At 64.4% G+C, this 20,915-nt stretch carries 19 protein-coding genes and 1 tRNA gene; 11 read left to right on the top strand and 9 right to left on the bottom strand.

What is annotated here, in order from left to right:
- Positions 1 to 59 precede the first annotated feature (59 nt).
- From FOY51_RS24395 to FOY51_RS24380, 4 genes are read left to right on the top strand one after another with little or no spacing between them, the layout of a single operon-like run.
- Complete coding sequence (locus tag FOY51_RS24395) at positions 60 to 968, top strand: IclR family transcriptional regulator (protein WP_149432902.1); 909 nt, start codon at positions 60 to 62, stop codon at positions 966 to 968.
- On the top strand, positions 965 to 1,882 hold the full coding sequence (gene cysD, locus FOY51_RS24390) for a sulfate adenylyltransferase subunit CysD (protein WP_149432883.1): 918 nt from the start codon (positions 965 to 967) through the stop codon (positions 1,880 to 1,882). The genes FOY51_RS24395 and cysD overlap by 4 nt, the downstream gene beginning before the upstream one ends.
- Positions 1,882 to 3,726, top strand: coding sequence for an adenylyl-sulfate kinase (cysC, locus tag FOY51_RS24385; RefSeq protein ID WP_149432882.1), 1,845 nt, complete (start codon positions 1,882 to 1,884; stop codon positions 3,724 to 3,726). The genes cysD and cysC overlap by 1 nt, the downstream gene beginning before the upstream one ends.
- On the top strand, positions 3,723 to 4,466 hold the full coding sequence (locus FOY51_RS24380; RefSeq protein WP_149432881.1) for a 3'(2'),5'-bisphosphate nucleotidase CysQ: 744 nt from the start codon (positions 3,723 to 3,725) through the stop codon (positions 4,464 to 4,466). Before cysC ends, FOY51_RS24380 begins: the two co-directional genes overlap by 4 nt.
- Here the strand turns inward: FOY51_RS24380 and FOY51_RS24375 are convergent.
- Positions 4,451 to 5,158: a haloacid dehalogenase type II gene (locus tag FOY51_RS24375; protein ID WP_235916704.1), complete on the bottom strand. Its 708-nt coding sequence runs from the start codon at positions 5,156 to 5,158 to the stop codon at positions 4,451 to 4,453. The two genes, FOY51_RS24380 and FOY51_RS24375, sit on opposite strands and share 16 nt — an antisense overlap.
- A 131-nt stretch (positions 5,159 to 5,289) precedes the next feature.
- Here FOY51_RS24375 and FOY51_RS24370 point away from each other — a divergent pair, with 131 nt between their 5' ends.
- Positions 5,290 to 6,456 carry an acyl-CoA dehydrogenase family protein gene (locus tag FOY51_RS24370; RefSeq protein WP_149432879.1) on the top strand — a complete coding sequence of 389 codons (1,167 nt, stop codon included), beginning with the start codon at positions 5,290 to 5,292 and terminating at the stop codon, positions 6,454 to 6,456.
- On the opposite strand, the gene FOY51_RS24365 is transcribed toward FOY51_RS24370, so the two are convergent.
- From FOY51_RS24365 to uraD, 5 genes are all read right to left on the bottom strand, one after another.
- Positions 6,453 to 6,905: a YdeI/OmpD-associated family protein gene (locus tag FOY51_RS24365; RefSeq protein WP_149432878.1), complete on the bottom strand. Its 453-nt coding sequence runs from the start codon at positions 6,903 to 6,905 to the stop codon at positions 6,453 to 6,455. The genes FOY51_RS24370 and FOY51_RS24365 overlap by 4 nt on opposite strands.
- Before the next feature lie 32 nt (positions 6,906 to 6,937).
- Positions 6,938 to 8,461 carry a nucleobase:cation symporter-2 family protein gene (locus tag FOY51_RS24360; protein ID WP_149432877.1) on the bottom strand — a complete coding sequence of 508 codons (1,524 nt, stop codon included), beginning with the start codon at positions 8,459 to 8,461 and terminating at the stop codon, positions 6,938 to 6,940.
- A 30-nt stretch (positions 8,462 to 8,491) separates the two neighbouring features.
- On the bottom strand, positions 8,492 to 9,424 hold the full coding sequence (pucL, locus tag FOY51_RS24355; protein WP_149432876.1) for a factor-independent urate hydroxylase: 933 nt from the start codon (positions 9,422 to 9,424) through the stop codon (positions 8,492 to 8,494).
- A gap of 4 nt (positions 9,425 to 9,428) precedes the next feature.
- Positions 9,429 to 9,785: a hydroxyisourate hydrolase gene (gene uraH, locus FOY51_RS24350; RefSeq protein ID WP_149432875.1), complete on the bottom strand. Its 357-nt coding sequence runs from the start codon at positions 9,783 to 9,785 to the stop codon at positions 9,429 to 9,431.
- A 67-nt stretch (positions 9,786 to 9,852) separates the two neighbouring features.
- Entirely contained in the window at positions 9,853 to 10,344 is a 492-nt protein-coding gene (gene uraD / locus FOY51_RS24345; RefSeq protein WP_149432874.1) for a 2-oxo-4-hydroxy-4-carboxy-5-ureidoimidazoline decarboxylase, read from the bottom strand.
- Positions 10,345 to 10,630: 286 nt separating this feature from the next.
- Between uraD and FOY51_RS24340 the strand changes: the two genes are divergently transcribed.
- Positions 10,631 to 12,682 (top strand): MDR family MFS transporter, encoded by a 2,052-nt coding sequence (locus tag FOY51_RS24340; RefSeq protein ID WP_149432873.1) that lies wholly within the window; start codon positions 10,631 to 10,633, stop codon positions 12,680 to 12,682.
- 60 nt (positions 12,683 to 12,742) lie between these two features.
- Complete coding sequence (locus FOY51_RS24335) at positions 12,743 to 13,354, top strand: TMEM175 family protein (RefSeq protein ID WP_149432872.1); 612 nt, start codon at positions 12,743 to 12,745, stop codon at positions 13,352 to 13,354.
- Positions 13,355 to 13,363: 9 nt separating this feature from the next.
- Here the strand turns inward: FOY51_RS24335 and FOY51_RS24330 are convergent.
- The 3 genes from FOY51_RS24330 to FOY51_RS24320 all read right to left on the bottom strand — a co-directional run bounded on the left by FOY51_RS24330 (position 13,364) and on the right by FOY51_RS24320 (position 15,263).
- A tRNA-Arg gene (locus tag FOY51_RS24330) sits at positions 13,364 to 13,436 on the bottom strand.
- Positions 13,437 to 13,587: 151 nt separating this feature from the next.
- Positions 13,588 to 14,292: a DUF305 domain-containing protein gene (locus FOY51_RS24325; protein WP_149432871.1), complete on the bottom strand. Its 705-nt coding sequence runs from the start codon at positions 14,290 to 14,292 to the stop codon at positions 13,588 to 13,590.
- Positions 14,292 to 15,263 (bottom strand): thioredoxin-like domain-containing protein, encoded by a 972-nt coding sequence (locus FOY51_RS24320; RefSeq protein WP_149432870.1) that lies wholly within the window; start codon positions 15,261 to 15,263, stop codon positions 14,292 to 14,294. Before FOY51_RS24320 ends, FOY51_RS24325 begins: the two co-directional genes overlap by 1 nt.
- Positions 15,264 to 15,419: 156 nt before the next feature.
- Here FOY51_RS24320 and argS point away from each other — a divergent pair, with 156 nt between their 5' ends.
- The 4 genes from argS to thrC are packed head-to-tail and all read left to right on the top strand — an operon-like array spanning position 15,420 to position 20,915.
- Positions 15,420 to 17,072 (top strand): arginine--tRNA ligase, encoded by a 1,653-nt coding sequence (gene argS, locus FOY51_RS24315; RefSeq protein WP_149432869.1) that lies wholly within the window; start codon positions 15,420 to 15,422, stop codon positions 17,070 to 17,072.
- Positions 17,069 to 18,490, top strand: coding sequence for a diaminopimelate decarboxylase (lysA, locus tag FOY51_RS24310; protein WP_149432868.1), 1,422 nt, complete (start codon positions 17,069 to 17,071; stop codon positions 18,488 to 18,490). The genes argS and lysA overlap by 4 nt, the downstream gene beginning before the upstream one ends.
- Positions 18,487 to 19,827 carry a homoserine dehydrogenase gene (locus FOY51_RS24305; RefSeq protein WP_149432867.1) on the top strand — a complete coding sequence of 447 codons (1,341 nt, stop codon included), beginning with the start codon at positions 18,487 to 18,489 and terminating at the stop codon, positions 19,825 to 19,827. Before lysA ends, FOY51_RS24305 begins: the two co-directional genes overlap by 4 nt.
- Positions 19,824 to 20,915: a threonine synthase gene (thrC, locus tag FOY51_RS24300; RefSeq protein WP_149432866.1), complete on the top strand. Its 1,092-nt coding sequence runs from the start codon at positions 19,824 to 19,826 to the stop codon at positions 20,913 to 20,915. The genes FOY51_RS24305 and thrC overlap by 4 nt, the downstream gene beginning before the upstream one ends.

The following is a 20,915-nucleotide window of genomic DNA, read 5'->3' as shown; positions in this document are numbered from 1 at the left end:
TTCCAGAGAGAATAGAACGTGTTCTAAGGAGCGGTCAATTGTCTGTCCTGGACCCGCCGATGTCGAGCGTCAACGGGAGGCGCTCGCCACCGACCGAACGCGTGATTCAAGTCCTCGACTTTCTTGTCGCACGCAAGGATCGGCGATTCGGCTTGTCGGAACTCGCAAGACAACTCGACATCAGCAAACCGACGTGCCTCGGTATCGTCACCGCACTCGCCGAGGCCGGCTACCTGACCCGTGATGCGGAATCGAAGACGTACGGACTCGGCCCCGCGCTGATCGCCGCCGGTAGGGCCGCGCAGGAGGGCTACGCGGTCGGGGCGATCGCACGGCGTCATCTTGCCGCGGTCAGCGCCCGTTTCCACACCACCTGTTCCGCGTCGGCCGTGGTGGGCGATCAGGTCGTTGTTCTGGACATCACTGCACCGGAAGGGGTTCGAGCGACGGCGAAGGTGGGGCAGGTCTATCCGTTCGCCCCGCCGGTCGGGCTCATGTACGTACTGTGGGGCGGCGACGACGAGCTGGAATCCTGGTTGCGCCGCGAGCCGACATTGCCGGTCCGCTACGACCGTGAGCGGCTGCGACGCGTCGTCGCGCAGTGCCGTTCCACGGGCTACCTGGTGGAAACCCTCACTCCCATCGGTCGGCGTCTGCAGAGCGCGATGGCAGGTGTTGCCGCGCATGAACTTCCGCCGGAGTTGCGGGCGGTGCTCGGCGAGATGGTGTCCAGCCTCGGCGAGCGGATTCAACTCGACGGTGACGACGACTCCGACGAACACCGAGTGAGCCTGGTCGCGGCACCGACCTACGACGGCGACGGCAACCAGGCGATGGTGGTCACTCTGCACATCGGCGCGGCGATCGGTCGCGCCGAGATCGCCGAGCGCGGTGCCGCATTGGTTGCGGCGGCCGACGCGATCACAGCCGAGATCGGTGGCAGGGCGCGCGCGGTGGGTCAGCGATGAATTCGACTACGCTGTACGAGCTTTCGCATCTGCAGACACTCGAGGCCGAGGCTGTTCACATCTTCCGTGAGGTGGCTGCTCAGTTCGAGCGACCCGGCTTGCTGTTCTCCGGTGGCAAAGACTCCGTTGTGATGCTCCACATCGCGTCGAAGGCGTTCTGGCCCGCGCCGATTCCGTTCTCGGTGATGCATGTCGACACCGGAGAGAATTTCGACGAAGTGATCGAGTTTCGCGATGCAACGGTGGACAGGCTGGGGCTGCGATTGGTCGTGTCGAGCGTGCAGGACGACATCGATGCCGGCCGAGTCGTCGAGGAAACCGGATTTCGCGCGAGCCGCAATCGGCTGCAAACGGTGGCGTTGCTGCGCGGCATTGCCGCCAACGAGTTCGACGCGGTGTTCGGCGGCGCGCGCAGGGACGAGGAGAAGGCGCGAGCCAAGGAGCGTGTGTTCAGTTTCAGAGACGAATTCGGACAATGGGATCCGCGGGCGCAGCGTCCCGAACTGTGGGCGTTGTACAACGGCAGGCATCGCAAGGGTGAGCACATTCGGGTGTTCCCGTTGTCCAACTGGACCGAGTTGGACATCTGGCGATACATCCAGGCCGAGGAGATCGCACTCCCGTCGCTCTACTATTCGCATAGACGCGAAGTGGTGCCGCGCGACGGAATGTTGCTCGCGCGCACCCGCTTTCTTCGGCTGTTGCCGGAGGATCAGCCCTTCGAGGCATCGGTGCGGTTTCGCACAGTCGGAGACGCCACGTGCACCGGATGCGTCGAGTCGTCCGCCGATACACCGGCGGCTGTCGTCGCGGAGGTCGCGTCCAGCCGCATCACCGAGCGTGGCGCAACGCGCGCCGACGACCGGTTCTCGGAGGCGGGCATGGAAGACCGCAAGAAGGAGGGCTACTTCTGATGGCACCTCATCTTCGCGTGACGACCGCGGGCAGCGTCGACGACGGCAAATCGACGCTGATCGGCCGATTGCTCTACGACTCCAAAGCGATCTTCGAAGACCAGCTGGAGGCGGTCGAACGCACCAGCAGGCAGCGCGGCGACGAGCAGGCAAACCTCGCGTTGCTGACCGACGGTCTTCGAGCGGAGCGCGAGCAGGGCATAACGATCGATGTGGCACATCGGTATTTCTCGACACCGCGGCGCTCGTTCATCATCGCGGACACACCCGGCCACGAGCAGTACACCCGCAACATGGTCACCGGTGCATCTACAGCCGACCTCGCGTTGATCCTGGTCGATGCCCGCAAAGGAATCGTCGAACAGACGCGCAGGCACGCGTTCATCGCGAGCCTGCTCGGCATCCCGCACGTGGTGCTCTGCATCAACAAGATGGACCTGGTCGACTGGTCGCAACAACGCTTCGACGAACTGGCCGAGGAGTTCCGCGCGTTCGCCATGAAGCTGGACGTGCACGATCTGACGTTCATCCCCGTCTCTGCGCTCCTCGGTGACAACATCGTCGAACGCACCGCGAATATGGCGTGGTACGAGGGTGGTTCGCTGTTGCACTTCCTCGAACAGGTGCACGTTGCATCCGATCGCAACCTGATCGACGCGCGGTTTCCTGTGCAGTACGTGATCCGTCCGCAGAATCGATCGGATGCGAGTTTGCACGATTTCCGTGGCTACGCGGGCACCGTCGCGAGCGGCATCTTCAAGCCGGGTGACGAGGTGGTCGCGATGCCGTCCGGGTTCGCGTCGACCGTCAAAGCCATCTGGGGTCCGGGCGGCGCACCGGTCAACGAGGCGTTCGCGCCCGCTGCGGTGTGTATCGAGCTGACCGACGATCTGGATGTCGGGCGCGGAGATGTGTTCTGCCGCCCCAACAATCGTCCACTGCTCGGCCAGGAGGTCGATGCGATGATCTGTTGGTTCGCCGAACGGTCGAGCATGGAGCCTGATGCGAAATACACGATGATGCATACCACCCGCACTGTGCGTGCGCAGGTTGTGCGCATCGACTACCGAATCGACGTCAACACTCTGCATCGCGATGTCGGTGCGCAATCGCTGGGGCTCAACGAGATCGGGCGCGTGCAGCTGCGCACGCAACAGCCGCTGCTGTTCGACGCCTATCGACGCAACCGAGTCACTGGCAGCTTCATCCTGATCGACGAGGCGACCGGCAACACGGTGGCGGCCGGAGTGATCACGGGTCCGACACTCTCGGCCAACAAAGTGGTGTGGCACGCCGCGGCGGTTTCACGCGAAGAGCGTGCGACAAAGGGTATGACGGTATGGATCACCGGGTTGTCCGCCAGCGGGAAGTCCTCTGTTGCAGTGGAGTTGGAGCGGCGACTGGTCGCGGCGGGGCATCCGGCGTACCGGCTCGACGGCGACAACCTGCGCCATGGTCTCAATGCGGACCTCGGCTTCGGCGAAGCGGATCGGAACGAGAACATTCGCCGCGTGGGGGCCGTCGCACAGCTGCTTGCAGATTCGGGGGTGGTGGCGATCGTCTCGTTGATCAGCCCCTTTCGGGAAAGCCGAGATCGGATCCGGGCGATGCACGACGACGCGGGACTGCCGTTCGTCGAAGTATTCGTCGACACACCCGTTGCTGTATGCGAGCAGCGCGACCCGAAAGGCATGTACGCCAAGGCCCGAGCCGGCGAGATCGTCGGATTCACCGGTGTGGACGCACCGTACGAGCCGCCGATGCGCGCGGAACTGGTGTTGCGGCCTGCCGACGGGGACGCGATCGCTCAGGCGCTGCAGATCATGGAGATACTGAGATTATGACGTCCGATGCACGATTCGCGGCGGCGATCGCACAGCAGGCAGGTGACCTGCTGGCAACGCTGCGCACCCAGCCGCTCGACCCGCGAGAGTTGGGTCGCCAAGGCGACCTGCAGGCCAATGCCCTTCTGCTGGAACGCCTTGCGGCCGATCGACCCGACGACGCTGTGCTGTCCGAGGAAAGTACGGACGACAAGTCGCGGTTGGGATGTGACCGCGTGTGGATCATCGACCCCCTCGACGGCACCCGCGAATACGGAATGGGCGACCGACCCGACTGGGCCGTGCACGTCGCGCTGTGGGAGCGGGGGAGCGGGATAACCGCTGCCGCCGTGGCTCAGCCATCGCTGCGCGTCGTGTACGCAACGGACGAGACGTTCGCGAGCACGACGGCCGCCCAGCCGATGCGGGTGTTGGTCAGCGCGAGTCGGCCGCCGAAGTTCGCCGAAGCTCTGAAGTCGACTTTGGGAGCCGAATTGGTGCCGATGGGGTCGGCAGGCGCGAAGGCGATGGCTGTGGTGCGCGGCGACGCCGAGGCCTACGTTCACGCGGGTGGCCAATGGGAGTGGGATTCGGCAGCGCCGGTCGGCGTTGCCCTCGCGGCGGGCCTGCACTGCTCGCGCGCCGATGGATCGCCACTGCGCTACAACGAAGCGCACCCGTACCTGCCGGACCTGGTGATCTGTCGTGCGGAACTCGCCGAACAGATATTGGCGGTGATCGCTGCTCAGCAGCCGAGCTGAGTCGCGAGATCCGCGAAGTCCGCGGCATTGAGATCGAACTTGTTGTCGTACGCCACATCTGCAGTGCCGTTGGCGCCGTACTCGAACGGGCGGGCAACGAAGGCGGTGCGAAAGCCGAGGGCGGCAGCGGCCTCGATGTCGTATTTGTGGCTGGCCACCATCATGATCTGCTCGGCGTCGAGGCCCAGGTACTGCGCGGCGGTGCGGTAGGTGATCGGGTCGGGCTTGAATGCTCCGAACATTTCGGCACTGAATACCGCGTCCCAGGGCAGCCCGCCGAGCTTCGACAGGTTGATCACGGCGGACACATCGGCGTTCGAGAGGGCGGCGAGCGTGTATCGCTGTTTCAGTCGGGTCATGCCGCCCACGGTGTCCGGCCACGGAATCAGCTGTTGCCACGCCAGTGTCAGTTCGTCGCGCTCTGCGGCGGAGACGTCGCCGATCCTATTGTCGGAGAGCAACTCGTCGAGCGAGTCTCGGTAGATCGAATGCACGCTCACCCAGTTCTCTCGACTGACCGGGGTGGTATCGACAAGCCTGAAATAGGCTGCCCGCCAATCGTTCACGACTGCGGACCAGTCCGTGTCGGGGTGTCTACCCGCGCTGATCCGTCGGGCAGCCGCGGTGACCGGGGTGTGGAAATCGGTGGCGGTTCCCTGGACGTCGAACAGCAGGGCCTTGATCGTGGTCACGTTCGCATTGTGCCCGACCCTGTCGAACGTGAGGTCTTGCGCACGTCGTCGGGCATGTGTTTGACTCGTGGCACAGCTCAAAACAGTCATGCGTGACTGTTTTTCCTACGATGCGGACCAGAGAGCAAAACATGGACACCTACGTCGATCCGTTTGCGACCCCCGAGCGCGTTGCGCTGCGCGAGACCGTGCGCCGCTTCGTCGAAAAGGAAGTCGTGCCGAACATCGACCAGTGGGAACGTGACCAGGAAATCCCGCGTTCGCTGCACAAGTCGGCCGCTTCGATCGGTCTGCTGGGGATCGGGTTCGACGAAGCGGTGGGCGGCAGCGGTGGTTCGCCCATCGACACGATCGTGGTCACGGAAGAGCTGGTTCAAGCCGGCGGATCGTCCGGACTGCAGGCCGGTTTGTTCACCCATGGAATCGCCCTCCCGCACATCGTGTCGGCAGGCAACGCCGACCATATCGAGCGGTACGTCAAGCCGACCTTGGCGGGCGAGAAGATCGGGTCGCTCGGGGTGACCGAACCCGGTGCAGGCTCGGACGTCGCGTCGTTGAGCACCACCGCGCGTCGCGATGGCGACCACTACGTGGTCAACGGCGCCAAGACCTACATCACCTCCGGTGTGCGCGCCGACTTCGTCACGACGGCGGTCCGCACCGGTGGCCCGGGCTATGGCGGTGTGTCGCTGCTCGTGATCGACAAGGACACAGCGGGATTCGAGGTATCACGCAAGCTGGAGAAACTGGGCTGGCATTGCTCGGACACCGCGGAACTGTCGTTCACCGACTGCCGCGTTCCTGCCGCGAATCTCGTGGGGGAGGAGAACGGTGGTTTCCGCTTGCTGATGGAGCAGTTCCAGAACGAGCGAATTGCCCTGGCGGTGGCCGCATATGCCACCGCTGCGCGCGCTTTGGATCTGACAGTCGAATGGACCAAGCTGCGGACGACGTTCGGTCGTGCCCTGATCAGCAGGCAAGTGGTGCAACACAAGCTGGTGGAGATGGCCCAAGCGGTGGAAGTGGCGCGGGCGTTCACTCGGCAGGTCGCATTGCGTGCTGCCGCGGGCGAAGTTCTGGTGCCGCAGGTCTGCATGGCGAAAAATCAAGCGACGGATGCATGTTCGTTCGTCGTGGATCAGGCGGTGCAACTGCACGGCGGTCTGGGCTACATGCGGGAGAGCGAAGTGGAACGGCACTACCGCGATGCGCGCATCTTGCCGATCGGCGGCGGTGCTCGCGAAGTGATGGCGGATCTCGCGGCCAAAACGCTCGGCTACGCGGCGCGCTCCGCCTAGCGCGCCCGACCTTCTCGCAGCATCGCGACCGACTTGTCGATGCGCCGCTGGCGGGTATCGGCCGACTTGGCGCCGTCGATCGAGAGCACGTGCCACCGCTTGTTGCTGTAGGAAATGGTGTCGAAGAACTTCTGCGCGGCACCACCATCGGCCTGTAGCGCCGCCGCGAAGTCAGCCGGTACGTCCACTTCGCGTGGGGCGGTGTCCAACTCGATGTCGACATCCACCTCGTCACCGGCGCTGACGCCGGTGACCGCGCGATTCTCGGCACTCACACCGACCATGTACCGGCCACCCATCGTTGCGACGGTGCTGCGGTAGGTGGCGTCGTTGATGGTCACGCGCACAGCAGGCTTCTTGCCGGAACCGAGCGCCGCCACGATCTCCGAAGGTATTTCGATGCCGGTTGCCGTCTTGCCGCCCAGTTCGACGGTTGCGCGAAATTTCATGGCGTCGGTCCTTCGGAGTCGGTGGAGTACTTCTATTGTGACGCGGTTCCAACCTTCTTGTGTGCCTGGGCCACCGCGTATTCCGCCGCAGTGACGACAGGGATCTCGTCACCGTTGGCGTCGATGAGCTTGCCTGCCTGGTAATAGTCGCCGTCGCGCAGGCTCTGGATCTCGTCGTCGCGGACCATCCGTGGCGGCGAGGCTGCGAAGACCGAGGCGTCCTTCGCCGGATTGCCGAACTTCAGCTCGTTGAAAACGATGTTCAGCAGCACCGCGAGCGCCGAGGCCGAGCTGATTCCCGAGTGCAGGATCGTGGCCAACCACGTCGGGAAGGCGTCGTAGAAGTCGGGTTTGACGATCGGAATCATGCCGAAAGCCAGCGGTGCCGACACGATGAGCATGTTCATGCCCTTGTTGTAGTTCACCTTGGCCAGGGTGCGGATGCCGCTCGCCGCAACGGTGCCGAAGAGCACGATGCCTGCTCCGCCCAGGACGGGAAGGGGGATGGCGGCCACCACTCGGCCGAGGACGGGTAGCAGACCGAGGACCACCAGGATGCCGCCGCCTGCGGTGACCACGAACCGGCTCTTGACGCCTGTGATGGCGACCAGTCCGACGTTCTGAGCAAAGGCGCTCTGGGTGAACGTGTTGAAGAACGGCGCGACGATGCTCGAGACCATGTCGGCGCGCAGTCCGTCGGCGATCCGTCGGGAGTCGACGCGGGTCTTGGCAATCTCGCCGACGGCCAACACGTCTGCTGTCGTTTCGGTGAGGATCACCAGCACCACGATGGTCATCGAGATGATGCCGCCGATCTCGAAGACCGGCATTCCGAAGGCCAGCGGCCGTGGCAGATCGAAGATGGCGCCGTCACCCACCTTGGAGAAGTCGGCCATTCCGGTGGCCCATGCGACGAGCGTGCCGATGACGATCGCGAGCAAGATGGACAGTCGCGAGATGGCGGCATTGCCGACCTTGCTCAACAACAGCACGATGGCGAGGGTGAGAGCGGCGAGGCCGATGTTCGCCAGGCTGCCGTACGACTCGGCCTTGGCGTCGCCACCCATTGCCCAGTTGGCCGCGACCGGGGTCAGCGACAAACCGATCATGGTGATCACCACGCCGGTCACGACCGGTGGGAAGAACCGGATGATCTTGGCGAAGAATGGTGCGACCACGAACCCGATCAGCGATGCCACCAGCACCGCTCCGAAGACCGCTTGTATGCCACCACCTCCGCTCACGATCGCCACCAGCGTCGCGACCGAAGCAAAGGACGTCCCCTGGACCAGCGGTAGCTGCGCGCCGAAGAAGGGGATGCCCACCGTTTGCAGGATGGTCGCAAGCCCACCGACGAAGAGGCAGCATGCGACCAACAACGCCAAGTCGTTGGTATCGACGCCCGCGGCGGCGCCGATGATGAGCGGTGGGGCGATGATGCCGCCGTACATGGTGAGGACGTGCTGCAGGCCATAGGCGAAGGTGCGGCCGAGCGAGAGCCGCTCGTCTTCGGGGCGTTGCGCAGTGGAAGTGTTCCGCTGACGGTTGTTCTTCATGATCGATCTCCTGATGGTGTGGGTTGCCGGCTAGCAGAAGCCGGCGGCGTTTTCCCAAATCGGATGCGACGGGCCGTGGCCTTCGCGCTGGATGCTCGCCTCGATGAGGCCGTACGGCCGGTCCGCCGCGAAGAAGATCTCCTGCGGGTTGTCCTGACCGAACGGGGTCAGATCGACGAGGAAATGGTGGTTGTTGGGCAGGGAGAATCGGATCTCTTCGATCTGCGGGTGCGTCTCGAGGACGAGACGGCCCATCTCGAACATCGTCTGCTGCAGAGCCAGCGAGTGCGTCTGGGCGAAGGCCTGCAACAGCAGTTCGTGGACGGAGGTGTAGATGCCGTTGAAATCGGTATCCGTTGCCGCGGAGGCCGCCGCACTGTAGCGCCAGCGGGCGCTGACATCGGTGGCCAGAATGCGGTCGCTGGTCTCCTTCAGCGTGGTGTACCGATCGACGGGGAAGCCGTGGAATTCGCTGCCCGTCGACTTCAGCACGGTCAGCCCCGACAGGCCCGCCAGCAGCGTCTTCTCGCCGTCGACGATTTCCAGGACCGCGGTGCGTACCTCACTCTTGTTGCGCGAGAAGGCGTGATCGTGGTCTTGGATGCGGTCCCAGAAGTACTGCTCCGCCGCCCATCGACCGCCGCTGACCCAGTCGAAGTTGGTCGTGAAGTGGTCGCCCAAACGCCGAAGGAGATCTTCGGGGGAACCTACGCCGTCGCGGGCGAGGCCGTAGACGGTGTTCTTCTGGGTATCGGTCGGTACGACGCGAGAGTTGTCGCCCTCGGTGTGTGCCGCTTCGAAGTCTCCGTGCAACTGCGAGGTCACGTTGAGGTCTTCGATCTCGTGGCGAGCGGTGTCGCGGGTGATCTTGACCAGGCGGACTTCGGCCTTGCCGTACTGATTCTTGCCCAGAACGATCTTGGTTCCGCTGATCGTGGTCGGTTGGGCTGTGGTGGTAGTCATGGTTCTAGCTCCCTCGGTAGGTGGAATAGGCAAACGGGCTGATCAAGAGAGGTACGTGGTAGTGCTCGGTGACGTCGGCGACGACGAAGACCAGCACGACCGCGGGGAAGAAGGTTTCCGTGCCCTGCGTCCCGAAGTAGGCACCGGTCGCCAAGGTGATCCGGTAATGGCCTGCTTCAACCGAGGTCGGTCCGAGATTCGAGATCCGACCGTCGTGGTCGGTCTCCCCGGAACCGATCTCTTGCCAACCGGAGGCCGTTTCGGCTTCCAGAGTGGCCCTGACACCGGAGGCTGGCCTCCCGGTCCCGGTGTCGAGAATGTGGGTGGTGATGTGACTGCGTTGTGGCGTGACAGCGCTCATCGGCATGCTCCTGGTTAGGTTCGAGCAACGAATGCGGCCCGACGGGAATGCTCAGTCGTGAAAAGTGTTACGCGAAGAGTCCGGCGAGTCGGAGCACTGCGATTTCGCGCAATTGCTTTGCCACCTCGGCGATTTCGACGGTTGGAGTGTTCATCTGGCGGCGTTCGAGTTCCGCAAGAATGTCGTCGGCGCTTCGCCCGGCGGCACGGATCAGGAACACGCGGCCGAAGGCGCGTTCGTAGCTCACGTTTTGCGCGCGGATCCGATTGGCGGTCGACGAGTCGGCATCGACGCCGGACTGTTCGCCGTGGCTCAGCTTCGCCTCGGTCGACTCGCCGGCGGCTTGTTCGCCGATGCGCGGATGGTGTGCCAGCGCGGCGTCGATCTCGGCTTCGGTGAAGGGATCTGCCACGGTTCGGGCCCGGGCGAGGAGTCGCTCGACATCGGGGTAGGGGCGGCATTCGAGAAGGCCGTCGATCCAGCGATCGATGTCCGCGCAGGGGCGCAGCGTTGCGGCTGCCTGCTCGGCGGAGGCGACGTTGAAGTGCTCGAAGTTCATCGGGTATCAGCTCGTTTCACAGTCAAGACTGCTCCACCTAGGCGCTGAACACCCTTACCGTCGAGGACGCGCCTCGAGTTGACTCGATGTTTCATATGGTGGAATTTGTATTTCGAAATACACTGTAACCTAGGTCACATACCCTCTGTCAAGGGGTGCTTAAGATCTTTTTCGAAATGCTCGCTGCCTCGGCGGTCTCGGCCCGATCCAGTGATTTCGGCTCGGCCGACGGCACTTCGCAATACGCTTGGCGCGCTGGCGTTCTCCGACTGTTGCGGGGGTATGCATGACTCAGGATCTGGTGTCCGCCCGAGGAGCTCAGCAGGCCGATGTGCCGCCGACGCTGTCACGGGCGCAGATGAATCTGGTGTTCGGCACCATCATGCTCGGCATGCTGCTGTCGGCCCTCGATCAGACGATCGTCGCCACAGCACTACCCACGATCGTGGACGATCTCGGCGGTGCGGGCCACATGAGCTGGGTGGTCACGTCGTACATGCTGGCCGAGACCATCTCGACGGTTCTCGCAGGCAAGTTCGGCGACCAGTTCGGCCGCAAGCGAATTTTCCAGCTGTCGGTGGCAATCTTCATCGTCGGATCGTTCTTCTGCGGCCTCGCGTCGAACATGGAAGTGCTGATCGCCTCGCGAGCTGTACAGGGGATCGGCGCGGGCGGATTGGCCGTCACGGCAACCGCATTGATCGGCGAAGTCATTCCGCTCCGTGAGCGCGGCAAGTATCAGGGTGCGTTGGGCGCGGTGTTCGGTGTGACGACGGTGATCGGGCCGTTGCTGGGCGGATTGTTCACCGATCACCTGTCGTGGCGCTGGGCGTTCTACGTGAACGTTCCGATCGCGCTGATCGTGATAGTGCTGGCGGCCCGGACCATTCCCGGCCTCACCAGCGCGGTGAAGCACAAGGTCGACTACCTGGGTGTGCTGTTCGTCGGTCTCGGTGCGACGGGTCTCACGCTCGCAACATCCTGGGGCGGAACACAATACGCGTGGGGCTCGGCGACGATCATCGGACTGTTCGTCGGTTCCATTGCGGCACTGGCGATCTTCGTCGCGGTCGAACTTCGAGCGGCAGAACCGATCCTCCCGATGCGACTGTTCAAGAGCCGGGTGTTCGCGACGGCGTCGGCGTTGAGCTTCATCGTCGGATTCGGAATGCTCGGCGCCATCACGTTTCTCCCGACATTTCTGCAGTACGTGAACGGAACGTCGGCGACGGTGTCCGGTCTGCGGATCGTGCCGATGGTGCTCGGTCTGTTGGTGACCGCGATCTTCAGCGGCAACGTCGTGGGAAAGACGGGGCGCTACAAGGAGTTTCCGATAGCCGGTGCAATCGTGATGGCGATCGGTCTGTACCTGATGTCACGAATGGATCAGGACACGTCTGTCTGGCTCGGGTCGCTGTACATGCTGATCCTGGGCGCGGGCATCGGGCTGATCATGCAGATTCTGACGTTGGTGGTTCAAAACACCGCTGATTACCGAGATTTGGGGTCGGCGACATCAGGCGTGACGTTCTTCCGAACGCTCGGCGGATCGTTCGGCGCATCGGTGATGGGCACGGTGTACCAGAATCACCTGGAAAGCCGGCTGCCCGGTGCGATGGTGGCGGGACGAATATCTAATCCCGCACAGGTGACGAGTCCCAGTGCTGTCCACGCGTTGCCCGCGGCCAGCCGCGAGCCGATCGTTGCGGCGTATGCCGATTCGCTGCACTACGTGTTCCTGTACTCGGTGCCGGTAGCGCTAGTCGGGCTGGTGCTGGCCCTGCTGCTGCCGCAGGTCGCGATGCGCGGAACCGCGGGCAACGGTGCGGGCAGTCCGGGTGCAGGCTTCGCGATGCCGGAGGGATCCAACTCGGAAACGCAGTTGGACAACGTGATCGGGCGCATCGTTCAGGTGAAGGGTGCAAGTGCGATCGACGAAGTTCTCGCCGCCTCCGGCACCAGCCTCGACAAGCCTCGCGCCTGGGGTCTCATGCGGGTCTACATCCCGTCGCTGGCTGTGCATCGCCCGATTTCGCAGACGCGCATCGAGAGTCATATCGGGATCCCCACGGGCGTGCTGACATCGTTTTTCGACGAGATCGTCCGCGATGGCTATCTCTCGCGTAGCGGCGATCAGCTGTCGTTGACGGAGAGCGGCACCGTCGAGGCTGGGAAGTTGAAGACAGCATGGCGGTCGTGGTTGATGGGTGAGCTGCACGATTGGCTGCCAGCCGACACGAGCGATGCGGAGCAGAAGAAGCTTGTCGACGATGCATTGGAGCGTTCGGTGACGCGGATTATTCGCGAGCAGGAAGAGAAGGCGGCAATCGAGGGGTAGGTGCGGCTCGAGATTCCCGCCGACAATGACACCGCCGGACTGGTTGGCGATACTGACGCGGTGAGCACCCCATACAACGAGCTGTCCGGCCGGAGCGTCGAACGTCTACAAACACTTGCCGACGGCGTCTTCGCGGTGGCAATGACGTTGCTGGTGCTCGACGTTCGGCTGCCGGCGGGGGAGGTAGACAGCAGTTCGGCGCTATGGCACCAGGTCACCAGCCTCGGTCCGCAGTTCGCGGCATATCTCCTCAGCTTCACCATGCTGGGCACGTTCTGGCTGGCCGAGCACACGATGCTGGGGAAAGTGCAGACCGCCGATCGGATGCTGTCGTGGGCGTGCCTGATCTACCTGTTCTTCGTCTCGACACTGCCGTTCGCGGCATCCACGCTTGCCGAGCACATTCACCTTGCCCTGGCCGTCGGCATCTATTGGGCCAATCTGCTGGGCCTCGGCTTGACTCTCGGATGGCAGATCTGGCGGATCGAGCGTGCGAACCTGGTCGACGACCCCGATGCGATGACGCTCGTTCGGCGACGGCTGGTCTTCGCTCAGATCCTCTATGCCCTGGCAGCTCTCGGCTCGCTCATCAATCCGCCGGCCAGTGTTGCGGCACTCGCGGTCGTCCAGCTGTTCTTCATCGTGTCGCCGCGGTTGCCGTTCCGAGCCTGACTTGGTGAGTGCCCCCGGCAGGATTCGAACCTGCGGCCTTCCGCTCCGGAGGCGGACGCTCTATCCCCTGAGCTACGGGGGCGCACCGGTGTAATCCGGCGTGCCGTTGGGCGGCGTAAGCCTAACGCATTGCTAGGACCAGCTGACAATCGCCTGGCGCCGACCAGCTTTCGAGCGGGCGGTTATCGGACCGTCGGTCGAGAGGCCTCCTCGACAACCACCCGTTCGACTGCCTAGTTCATCGGCAGGGGAGCAGCTCCTCGTGCTGTGAGCATCTCCGTCATCGTCTTGGCCTCGTTCTGCTGCGTCGCGACCATCGTCTCTGCCAGTTCGCGAACTGCCGACACGTCGGCGTGCTGGGCGCCGTACTGCATCATCGACAGACCGCCCTGATGGTGGCGCAGCATCAATTGCAGGAACTTGACGTCCAGTTCCTGGCCTCGAGCATTACGGAGCGCGGCCATGTCGTCGGAGGTGGCCATGCCGGGCATCTTGTCGGTGGAGCCGGTCGGCATGTTCGGCATTCCGGACATGCCGTCGTGACCGTGTGCGGAATCGCTGCTCATCCAACCCATGTAGCCGTCGGTCGGCAGCGCCGCCTCGCCCCACAGCGACAACCAGCCTTGCATCTGGCCCACTTGATTCTGCTGGGTGGTCAAGATGTCGTACGCCAGGTTCTTGATCTGCGGATCGGTGGTGGTGGTCAGCTCGATCGCCGCCATCTCGATCGCCTGGTTGTGGTGCACCGTCATGTCCTGGGAGAAACCGATATCGACCGGGCCTGGCTTGGCGGTCGAATCGGAATCGTCGAGGGGGATGTGCGCCAGGAAGCCCAGGCCGAACCCGATCGCAATAGCTCCGATCAGGCCCAGAATCGTCAGCGCTGTCCGCTGACTACGCCGTGCCGGTGCGGTCGGGGTCGACTCCGGATCGGTCATCAGGGTGCAGGTGCAGGCGCGGGTGCCGGTGCAGCGGGTGCACCCGGAGCGGGTTGCTGCAGCTCAGGCGGCAATTGCGCGCCGCCCGGCAGCCCACCGGGAAGCCCGCCTGGCATTCCGCCCGGCAGCCCACCGGCTGCGGCTCCACCCTGCTCGGCTGCGTCGGGTGCGATGCCCTTGCCGTCCATCGGGACTGCGTCGGGTCCTGGGGGTGTCGCGTCGAACGGCGGCGGGTTGTTCGTGTCGAACGAGCCCTGGCCGGGAATGGTCGAGCAGCTGGCGCCGACCTCCGGGTAGGTGTTCTTGTTCAACCGCAGCGCCGCGATGAATTCGCCGATGCGCTTGTCGTCCGGGCTGTCGAGCTTGAGCTGGTGGCCCCACGACTGCAGCGAGATCGCCTTGTCCAGACCGGGGTAAGGCGACATCAGCGTGTACGCCTGGCCGTCCACCTTCTTTTTCAGCGTGTCGACACCCGCGGCGTCGACCTTGTCCGGGTTGTAGGCAATCCAGATCGCGCCGTGCTCGAGGGAGTGCACAGCGTTCTCGGTGCGAATGGCCTTCGGGTAGACGTTTCCGGTGCAGGTGGCCCAGGTCGCGTCGTGCGGACCACCGAACGGCGGCGACTTGTCGTAGGCGACGCGCTGCGTGGGGCCGACGTGGATGCCTGCGGGGTAGTCCACCTTCACGACGCCGTCGATACCCGACGATGGGTCCTTGTTGGTGTCGCTCGGCGTGAACTTCTGCGCTTCGGCCTGGTCGTGGTACTTGGGCACCAAGTTGTAGGCGAGCAGGCCGATCAGAGCGAGGACGACGACGACGGCGCCGACAGTCATCCAAGGAATCTGACGACCCTTGGGTAGGCCCTTGCCGCGCGACGAGGTGGAACTCTTCCTCGTGGCGGCCTTGATCGCCTTGGCTGACTTGGCCCCGGTCTTACCCTGGGGACTGCGACTTTCGGGACCGCTGGGCATCGCTGCAGTGCTTCTTTCGCCGTGTGGACATTCCGCCGCACGCGAAGGACTGGCCCCCGCGAGCGTCACCACTCTACGTTCCGAGCCTGAGTGGCCGGTCCGGACCGGATGGTCCGGGTACTGGGTGCACCCCAGCAGACCATAGGATAGACACCTGTGACTCCACCTGACCTTGCCGAACTCCTTCGCGGCACAGCCGCGAAGGTGCTTGCCGAGCGCGGACTAGACACCGCCGTCCTGCCTGACGAGCTGAAGGTCGAGCGTCCGCGCAATCCCGAACACGGCGATTACGCGACCAATATCGCCATGCGGATCGCCAAGCCTGCCGGTGTGAACCCCCGTGATCTCGCAGGGTGGCTCGCCGACGCACTCACCGCGACCGAGGGCATCGACTCGGCCGAGGTTGCTGGTCCCGGCTTCCTCAACATCCGCCTTGCAGCGTCCGCGCAGGGTGCGGTTCTCGAGACCGTGCTCGCCGCAGGCACCGAATACGGCTCGTCGACGGCGCTCAGCGGAACCGCGATCAACCTGGAGTTCGTCTCCGCCAACCCGACGGGCCCGATTCACCTCGGTGGCACCCGGTGGGCGGCAGTAGGCGACGCTCTCGGTCGGATCCTCGCGACGCAGGGCGCAGCGGTGACCAGGGAGTACTACTTCAACGATCACGGCGCGCAGATCGATCGGTATGTCGATTCGCTGATCGCTGCGGCTACTGGCGCACCAACCCCCGAAAAGGGTTACGCAGGCGCGTACATCTCCGAGATCGCGGCGGCCGTCGTGGCGGAGCACCCCGACGCGCTCGCGGGCGACGACGAGCAGCGTCGTGAAACTTTCCGTGCGGTTGGCGTCGAGTTGATGTTCGAGCACATCAAGAAGACGTTGCACGACTTCGGCACCGACTTCGACGTCTACTTCAACGAGAGCTCGTTGTTCGAGTCCGGTGCGGTCGAGCGGGCGGTCACGTCGTTGAAGGAATCAGGCGCGCTTTACGCCAAAGACGGCGCTTGGTGGCTCAAGAGCACCGATTTCGGCGACGACAAAGACCGCGTCGTCATCAAGAAGAGCGGCGAACCCGCTTACGTCGCAGGCGATATCGCGTACTTCGAGAACAAGCGGTCCCGCGGCTTCGACCTGTGCATCTACATGCTCGGCGCCGACCACCACGGCTACATCGGACGGCTCAAGGCTGCGGCTGCCGCGGCGGGCGACGATCCGAACACCGTCGAGGTGCTGATCGGCCAGATGGTCAATCTGGTGCGTGACGGTGTGGCAGTGAAGATGAGTAAGCGCGCCGGCACCGTGATCACGCTCGACGACCTGGTCGAGGCCATCGGCGTCGATGCGGCCCGCTACGTGCTGGTCCGGTCGTCGGTCAACTCGAGCATCGACATCGACCTCGCGCTGTGGACCAGCCAGAGCAACGAGAATCCGGTCTACTACGTGCAATACGCGCACGCCCGGCTCAGCTCCCTGGCTCGCAATGCCGCTGACCTGGGTGTCAGCGTGGACAATCCGAAGTTCGAACTGCTCACCGACGATCATGAGGGTGAACTGATTCGGACCATCGGCGAGTATCCGCAGGTGGTGTCGAGTGCGGCGAATCTTCGTGAGCCACACCGAATTGCGCGCTACGCCGAGGAGCTGGCCGGTACCTACCACCGGTTCTACGGCGCGTGCCGCGTGTTGCCGCAAGGCGACGAAGACCCGAACGAACTGCACACCGCTCGCTTGGCGTTGTGCAACGTCACCCGGCAGGTCTTGGCGAACAGCCTTGCCCTGCTCGGGGTTACCGCACCGGAGCAAATGTGAACGCGCACCCCGCCGGCCCACGGCACGCCGAGGTCCCGCATGCCCCCGGCCTGCCCGAGCGGCCGACGGATCCGTCGCAGATGACGACGCTGCCGCCCAAGGTGTATCCGCGTGGCGCGGCGCGCGGAGCCGACGGCGTCGTCACCCTGGCGGGTGTACCGGTGCTGGACTTGGCGGAGAAGTACGGAACGCCGCTGTTCGTGATCGACGAAGCGGACTTCCGGTCGCGGTGCAAAGACGTGATCGAGGCCTTCGGCCCGTCGTCGCGGATTCACTACGCGTCCAAGGCGTTTCTGTGCACCGAAATCGCGCGGTGGGTCGCCGACGAAGGCCTCTCGCTCGACGTGTGTTCGGGTGGTGAGTTGGCAATCGCCCTCAACGCCAGCTTCCCGCCGGAGCGAATTGCCATGCACGGCAACAACAAATCGGTTGCCGAACTGGAAGCCGGCCTCGCTGCCGGTGTGGGTCACATCGTGCTGGACTCGTTGATCGAGATCGACCGACTGAACGAGGTTGCAGGTCGCGCGGGAGTGGTGCAGGACGTTCTGGTCCGCGTCACGGTCGGCGTGGAAGCGCATACCCACGAGTTCATTTCGACAGCGCACGAGGATCAGAAGTTCGGATTCTCGTTGGCCGGTGGCAAGGCGCTCGACGCCGTACGCCGGGTCTTCGGTGCGGACAACCTGCGACTCGTGGGTCTGCACAGTCACATCGGCTCGCAGATCTTCGAGGTCGACGGCTTCGAACTCGCCGCTCACCGGGTGATCGGCCTGCTGCGCGACGTGGTGTCGGAGTTCGGCGTCGACAAGACGGCCCAGATATCGACCATCGATCTCGGTGGGGGACTGGGTATCTCGTACGTTCCCACCGACAACCCGCCGCCGCTGGAAGAGCTTGCGGCCAAGCTCGGAGCCATCGTCGATTCCGAGTCGGCTGCGGTCGGCCTCCCACGGCCGACGCTTGCGGTCGAGCCCGGACGGGCCATCGCCGGTCCCGGCACCGTGACGCTCTACGAGGTCGGCACCGTCAAGGACGTCACCCTCGGCTCCGGAGCTACCCGTCGCTACGTCAGTGTCGACGGCGGAATGAGCGACAACATTCGTACCGCGCTCTACCAGGCCGAGTACGACGTCAGGCTGGTTTCGCGCGACAGCGAGGCCGGTCCGGTCGTCGCTCGCGTGGTCGGAAAGCATTGCGAGAGCGGCGATGTGATCATTCGCGATGCCTGGATGCCGGACGACGTCGCGCCGGGCGACCTTGTTGCCGTCGCGGCGACCGGTGCCTACTGCTACTCGATGTCCAGTCGCTACAACCAGCTCACTCGTCCTGCCGTCGTGGCGGTGCGTGACGGAGCGGCGCGATTGATCCTTCGCCGAGAGACGGTCGAAGACCTGCTCAGCTTGGAGGTGACGCAATGACGCAGTCGAATGAGAAGAAGTCCCATCGGGATGTGAACAGCGATCAGCCGATCGGCGTCGCCGTGCTCGGACTGGGCAACGTCGGCACCGAGGTCGTGCGCATCCTGCGTGACAACGCCGACGACCTGCAGGCCCGCGTCGGCGCTCCGCTCGTTCTGCGGGGAATCGCCGTGCGGAAGGTCGGTGCGGATCGTGGTGTGCCAGAAGAGTTGCTGACCACGGACGCCGCTGCGCTGGTAGCGCGCGACGATGTCGACATCGTGGTCGAGGTGATCGGCGGGATCGATCTGCCGCGCGAACTGATCCTCTCTGCGCTCAACGCGGGCAAATCCGTCGTCACTGCGAACAAGGCGCTGCTGGCCGACTACACAGGTGAGATCGCCGAAGCCGCCGAGCGCAACAGGGCGGACCTGTACTTCGAAGCCGCTGTGGCAGGCGCGATTCCGGTCGTACGGCCGCTGATGCAGTCGTTGGCGGGCGACCGGGTGGATCGTGTTGTCGGCATCGTGAACGGGACGACGAACTTCATCCTGTCGGCGATGGCAGAGACCGGTGCCGACTACGAGGTGACGCTGAAGGAAGCGAGCCGACTCGGTTACGCCGAAGCCGATCCAACGGCCGACGTCGAGGGTTACGACGCCGCTGCCAAGGCCGCGATCCTTGCGTCGCTGGCGTTCCACACGCGGGTGACCGCTGCGGATGTCTACCGAGAGGGCATCTCCAAGGTCACTGCAGAGGATCTGGCGACCGCGGAAGCCGTCGGCTGCACCGTCAAGTTGCTCGCCCTGTGCGAGCGGGTGACGGATTCCGATGGCAAGGATCGTATTTCGGTGCGCGTATACCCGGCCTTGATCCCTCTCGAGCACCCGCTCGCCACGGTGAACGGCGCGTTCAATGCGATCGTCGTAGAGGCCAAGGCGGCGGGTCGGTTGATGTTCTACGGCCAGGGCGCAGGCGGCGCGCCGACTGCCTCCGCGGTGATGGGTGACTTGGTGATGGCGGCACGCAACAAGTTCTTCGGCGGTCGTGGTCCCGGCGAATCGACGTATGCGAAGCTGCCGATCGCGCCGATCGGAGACACTCCGACGCGCTACCACGTGAATCTGCACGTCGCGGATCGCGCAGGGGTGCTGGCCGGTGTCGCAACCGCGTTCGCGGATCGCGGTGTCAGCATCTCCACGGTGCGTCAGGAAGGCGCGGGCGAGGGTGCTCGCCTCGTGGTGGTCACCCATCGTGCAACAGATGCCGCATTGTCGGAAACTGTTGCGGCTCTTGCTCAATTGGAATACGTGACCGCGGTGACGAGTGTTCTGCGACTGGAAGGCACTGAAGAATGAGTACACAGGCGGAACGAGCGACACCGGTGCACCGGCCGTGGCCGGGCTTGATCGAGGCCTACCGCGACCGGTTGGCTGTCGGCCCCGATTGGGAGCCCGTCACGTTGCGCGAAGGTGGCACCCCGTTGCTTCCTGCCGCGCATCTCTCCGAATTGACCGGCTGCGACGTGCATTTGAAGGTGGAGGGTCTCAACCCCACCGGGTCCTTCAAGGACCGCGGCATGACGATGGCTATCACCGACGCTCGTGCGCGGGGTCAGAAGGCCGTGCTGTGCGCGTCGACGGGTAACACGTCGGCGTCGGCGGCCGCCTATGCGGCGCGCGCCGGAATGACCTGCGCGGTGCTGATTCCGCAGGGCAAGATCGCGATGGGCAAGTTGGCGCAGGCAGTGATGCACGGCGCGCGAATCATCCAGGTGGAAGGCAACTTCGACGACTGTCTGGAGCTGGCCCGCAAGACGACGGCCGAGTACCCGACCATCGCGCTGGTGAACTCGGTCAACCCCGCCCGCATCGAAGGCCAGAAGACGGCGGCGTTCGAGATCTGCGATGCGCTCGGCATGGCGCCCGACGTGCATGCGCTGCCGGTGGGCAACGCGGGCAACATCACCGCCTACTGGCGTGGCTACTCCGAGTATTTCGCCGACGGCATCACCAGCGTGAAGCCGCGCATGCTGGGAGTTCAGGCCGCAGGTGCGGCACCCCTGGTGCACGGTGCGCCGGTCAAGGATCCGGAAACCATCGCGACGGCGATCCGGATCGGTTCGCCCGCATCCTGGAACGGCGCTGTCGCCGCCAAGGAAGAATCGGACGGCGCATTTCGAGCAGCCACCGACGACGAGATCCTCGAGGCCTACCGACTGATCGCGGCCACCGAGGGCGTCTTCGTCGAGCCGGCGTCGGCGGCCAGCGTGGCGGGCCTGCTTGCGGCGCGTAAGGAAGGCTGGCTGGACTCCGGCCTCACCGTCGTCTGCACCGTGACCGGTAACGGCCTCAAGGATCCCGACACCGCTCTCGCCGGAATGCCGCAGGTGCAACCGATTCCGGTGGATCCGCATGCTGTCGTGACAGCACTCGAGTTGGCGTAG

Source organism: Antrihabitans cavernicola (assembly GCF_008297975.1).
GTDB classification, from domain to species: domain Bacteria; phylum Actinomycetota; class Actinomycetes; order Mycobacteriales; family Mycobacteriaceae; genus Antrihabitans; species Antrihabitans cavernicola.
This window is presented reverse-complemented; position numbering and strand designations above follow the sequence as displayed.

What these genes read in the sequence shown, in the direction of transcription:
- FOY51_RS24395 (WP_149432902.1), top strand. Translation starts at nt 60, where the DNA reads ATGTCGAGCGTCAACGGGAGGCGCTCGCCACCGACCGAACGCGTGATT.
- cysD (WP_149432883.1), top strand. Translation starts at nt 965, where the DNA reads ATGAATTCGACTACGCTGTACGAGCTTTCGCATCTGCAGACACTCGAG.
- cysC (WP_149432882.1), top strand. Translation starts at nt 1,882, where the DNA reads ATGGCACCTCATCTTCGCGTGACGACCGCGGGCAGCGTCGACGACGGC.
- FOY51_RS24380 (WP_149432881.1), top strand. Translation starts at nt 3,723, where the DNA reads ATGACGTCCGATGCACGATTCGCGGCGGCGATCGCACAGCAGGCAGGT.
- FOY51_RS24370 (WP_149432879.1), top strand. Translation starts at nt 5,290, where the DNA reads ATGGACACCTACGTCGATCCGTTTGCGACCCCCGAGCGCGTTGCGCTG.
- FOY51_RS24365 (WP_149432878.1), bottom strand. Translation starts at nt 6,905, where the DNA reads ATGAAATTTCGCGCAACCGTCGAACTGGGCGGCAAGACGGCAACCGGC.
- FOY51_RS24360 (WP_149432877.1), bottom strand. Translation starts at nt 8,461, where the DNA reads ATGAAGAACAACCGTCAGCGGAACACTTCCACTGCGCAACGCCCCGAA.
- pucL (WP_149432876.1), bottom strand. Translation starts at nt 9,424, where the DNA reads ATGACTACCACCACAGCCCAACCGACCACGATCAGCGGAACCAAGATC.
- uraH (WP_149432875.1), bottom strand. Translation starts at nt 9,785, where the DNA reads ATGAGCGCTGTCACGCCACAACGCAGTCACATCACCACCCACATTCTC.
- uraD (WP_149432874.1), bottom strand. Translation starts at nt 10,344, where the DNA reads ATGAACTTCGAGCACTTCAACGTCGCCTCCGCCGAGCAGGCAGCCGCA.
- FOY51_RS24340 (WP_149432873.1), top strand. Translation starts at nt 10,631, where the DNA reads ATGACTCAGGATCTGGTGTCCGCCCGAGGAGCTCAGCAGGCCGATGTG.
- FOY51_RS24325 (WP_149432871.1), bottom strand. Translation starts at nt 14,292, where the DNA reads ATGACCGATCCGGAGTCGACCCCGACCGCACCGGCACGGCGTAGTCAG.
- FOY51_RS24320 (WP_149432870.1), bottom strand. Translation starts at nt 15,263, where the DNA reads ATGCCCAGCGGTCCCGAAAGTCGCAGTCCCCAGGGTAAGACCGGGGCC.
- FOY51_RS24305 (WP_149432867.1), top strand. Translation starts at nt 18,487, where the DNA reads ATGACGCAGTCGAATGAGAAGAAGTCCCATCGGGATGTGAACAGCGAT.
- thrC (WP_149432866.1), top strand. Translation starts at nt 19,824, where the DNA reads ATGAGTACACAGGCGGAACGAGCGACACCGGTGCACCGGCCGTGGCCG.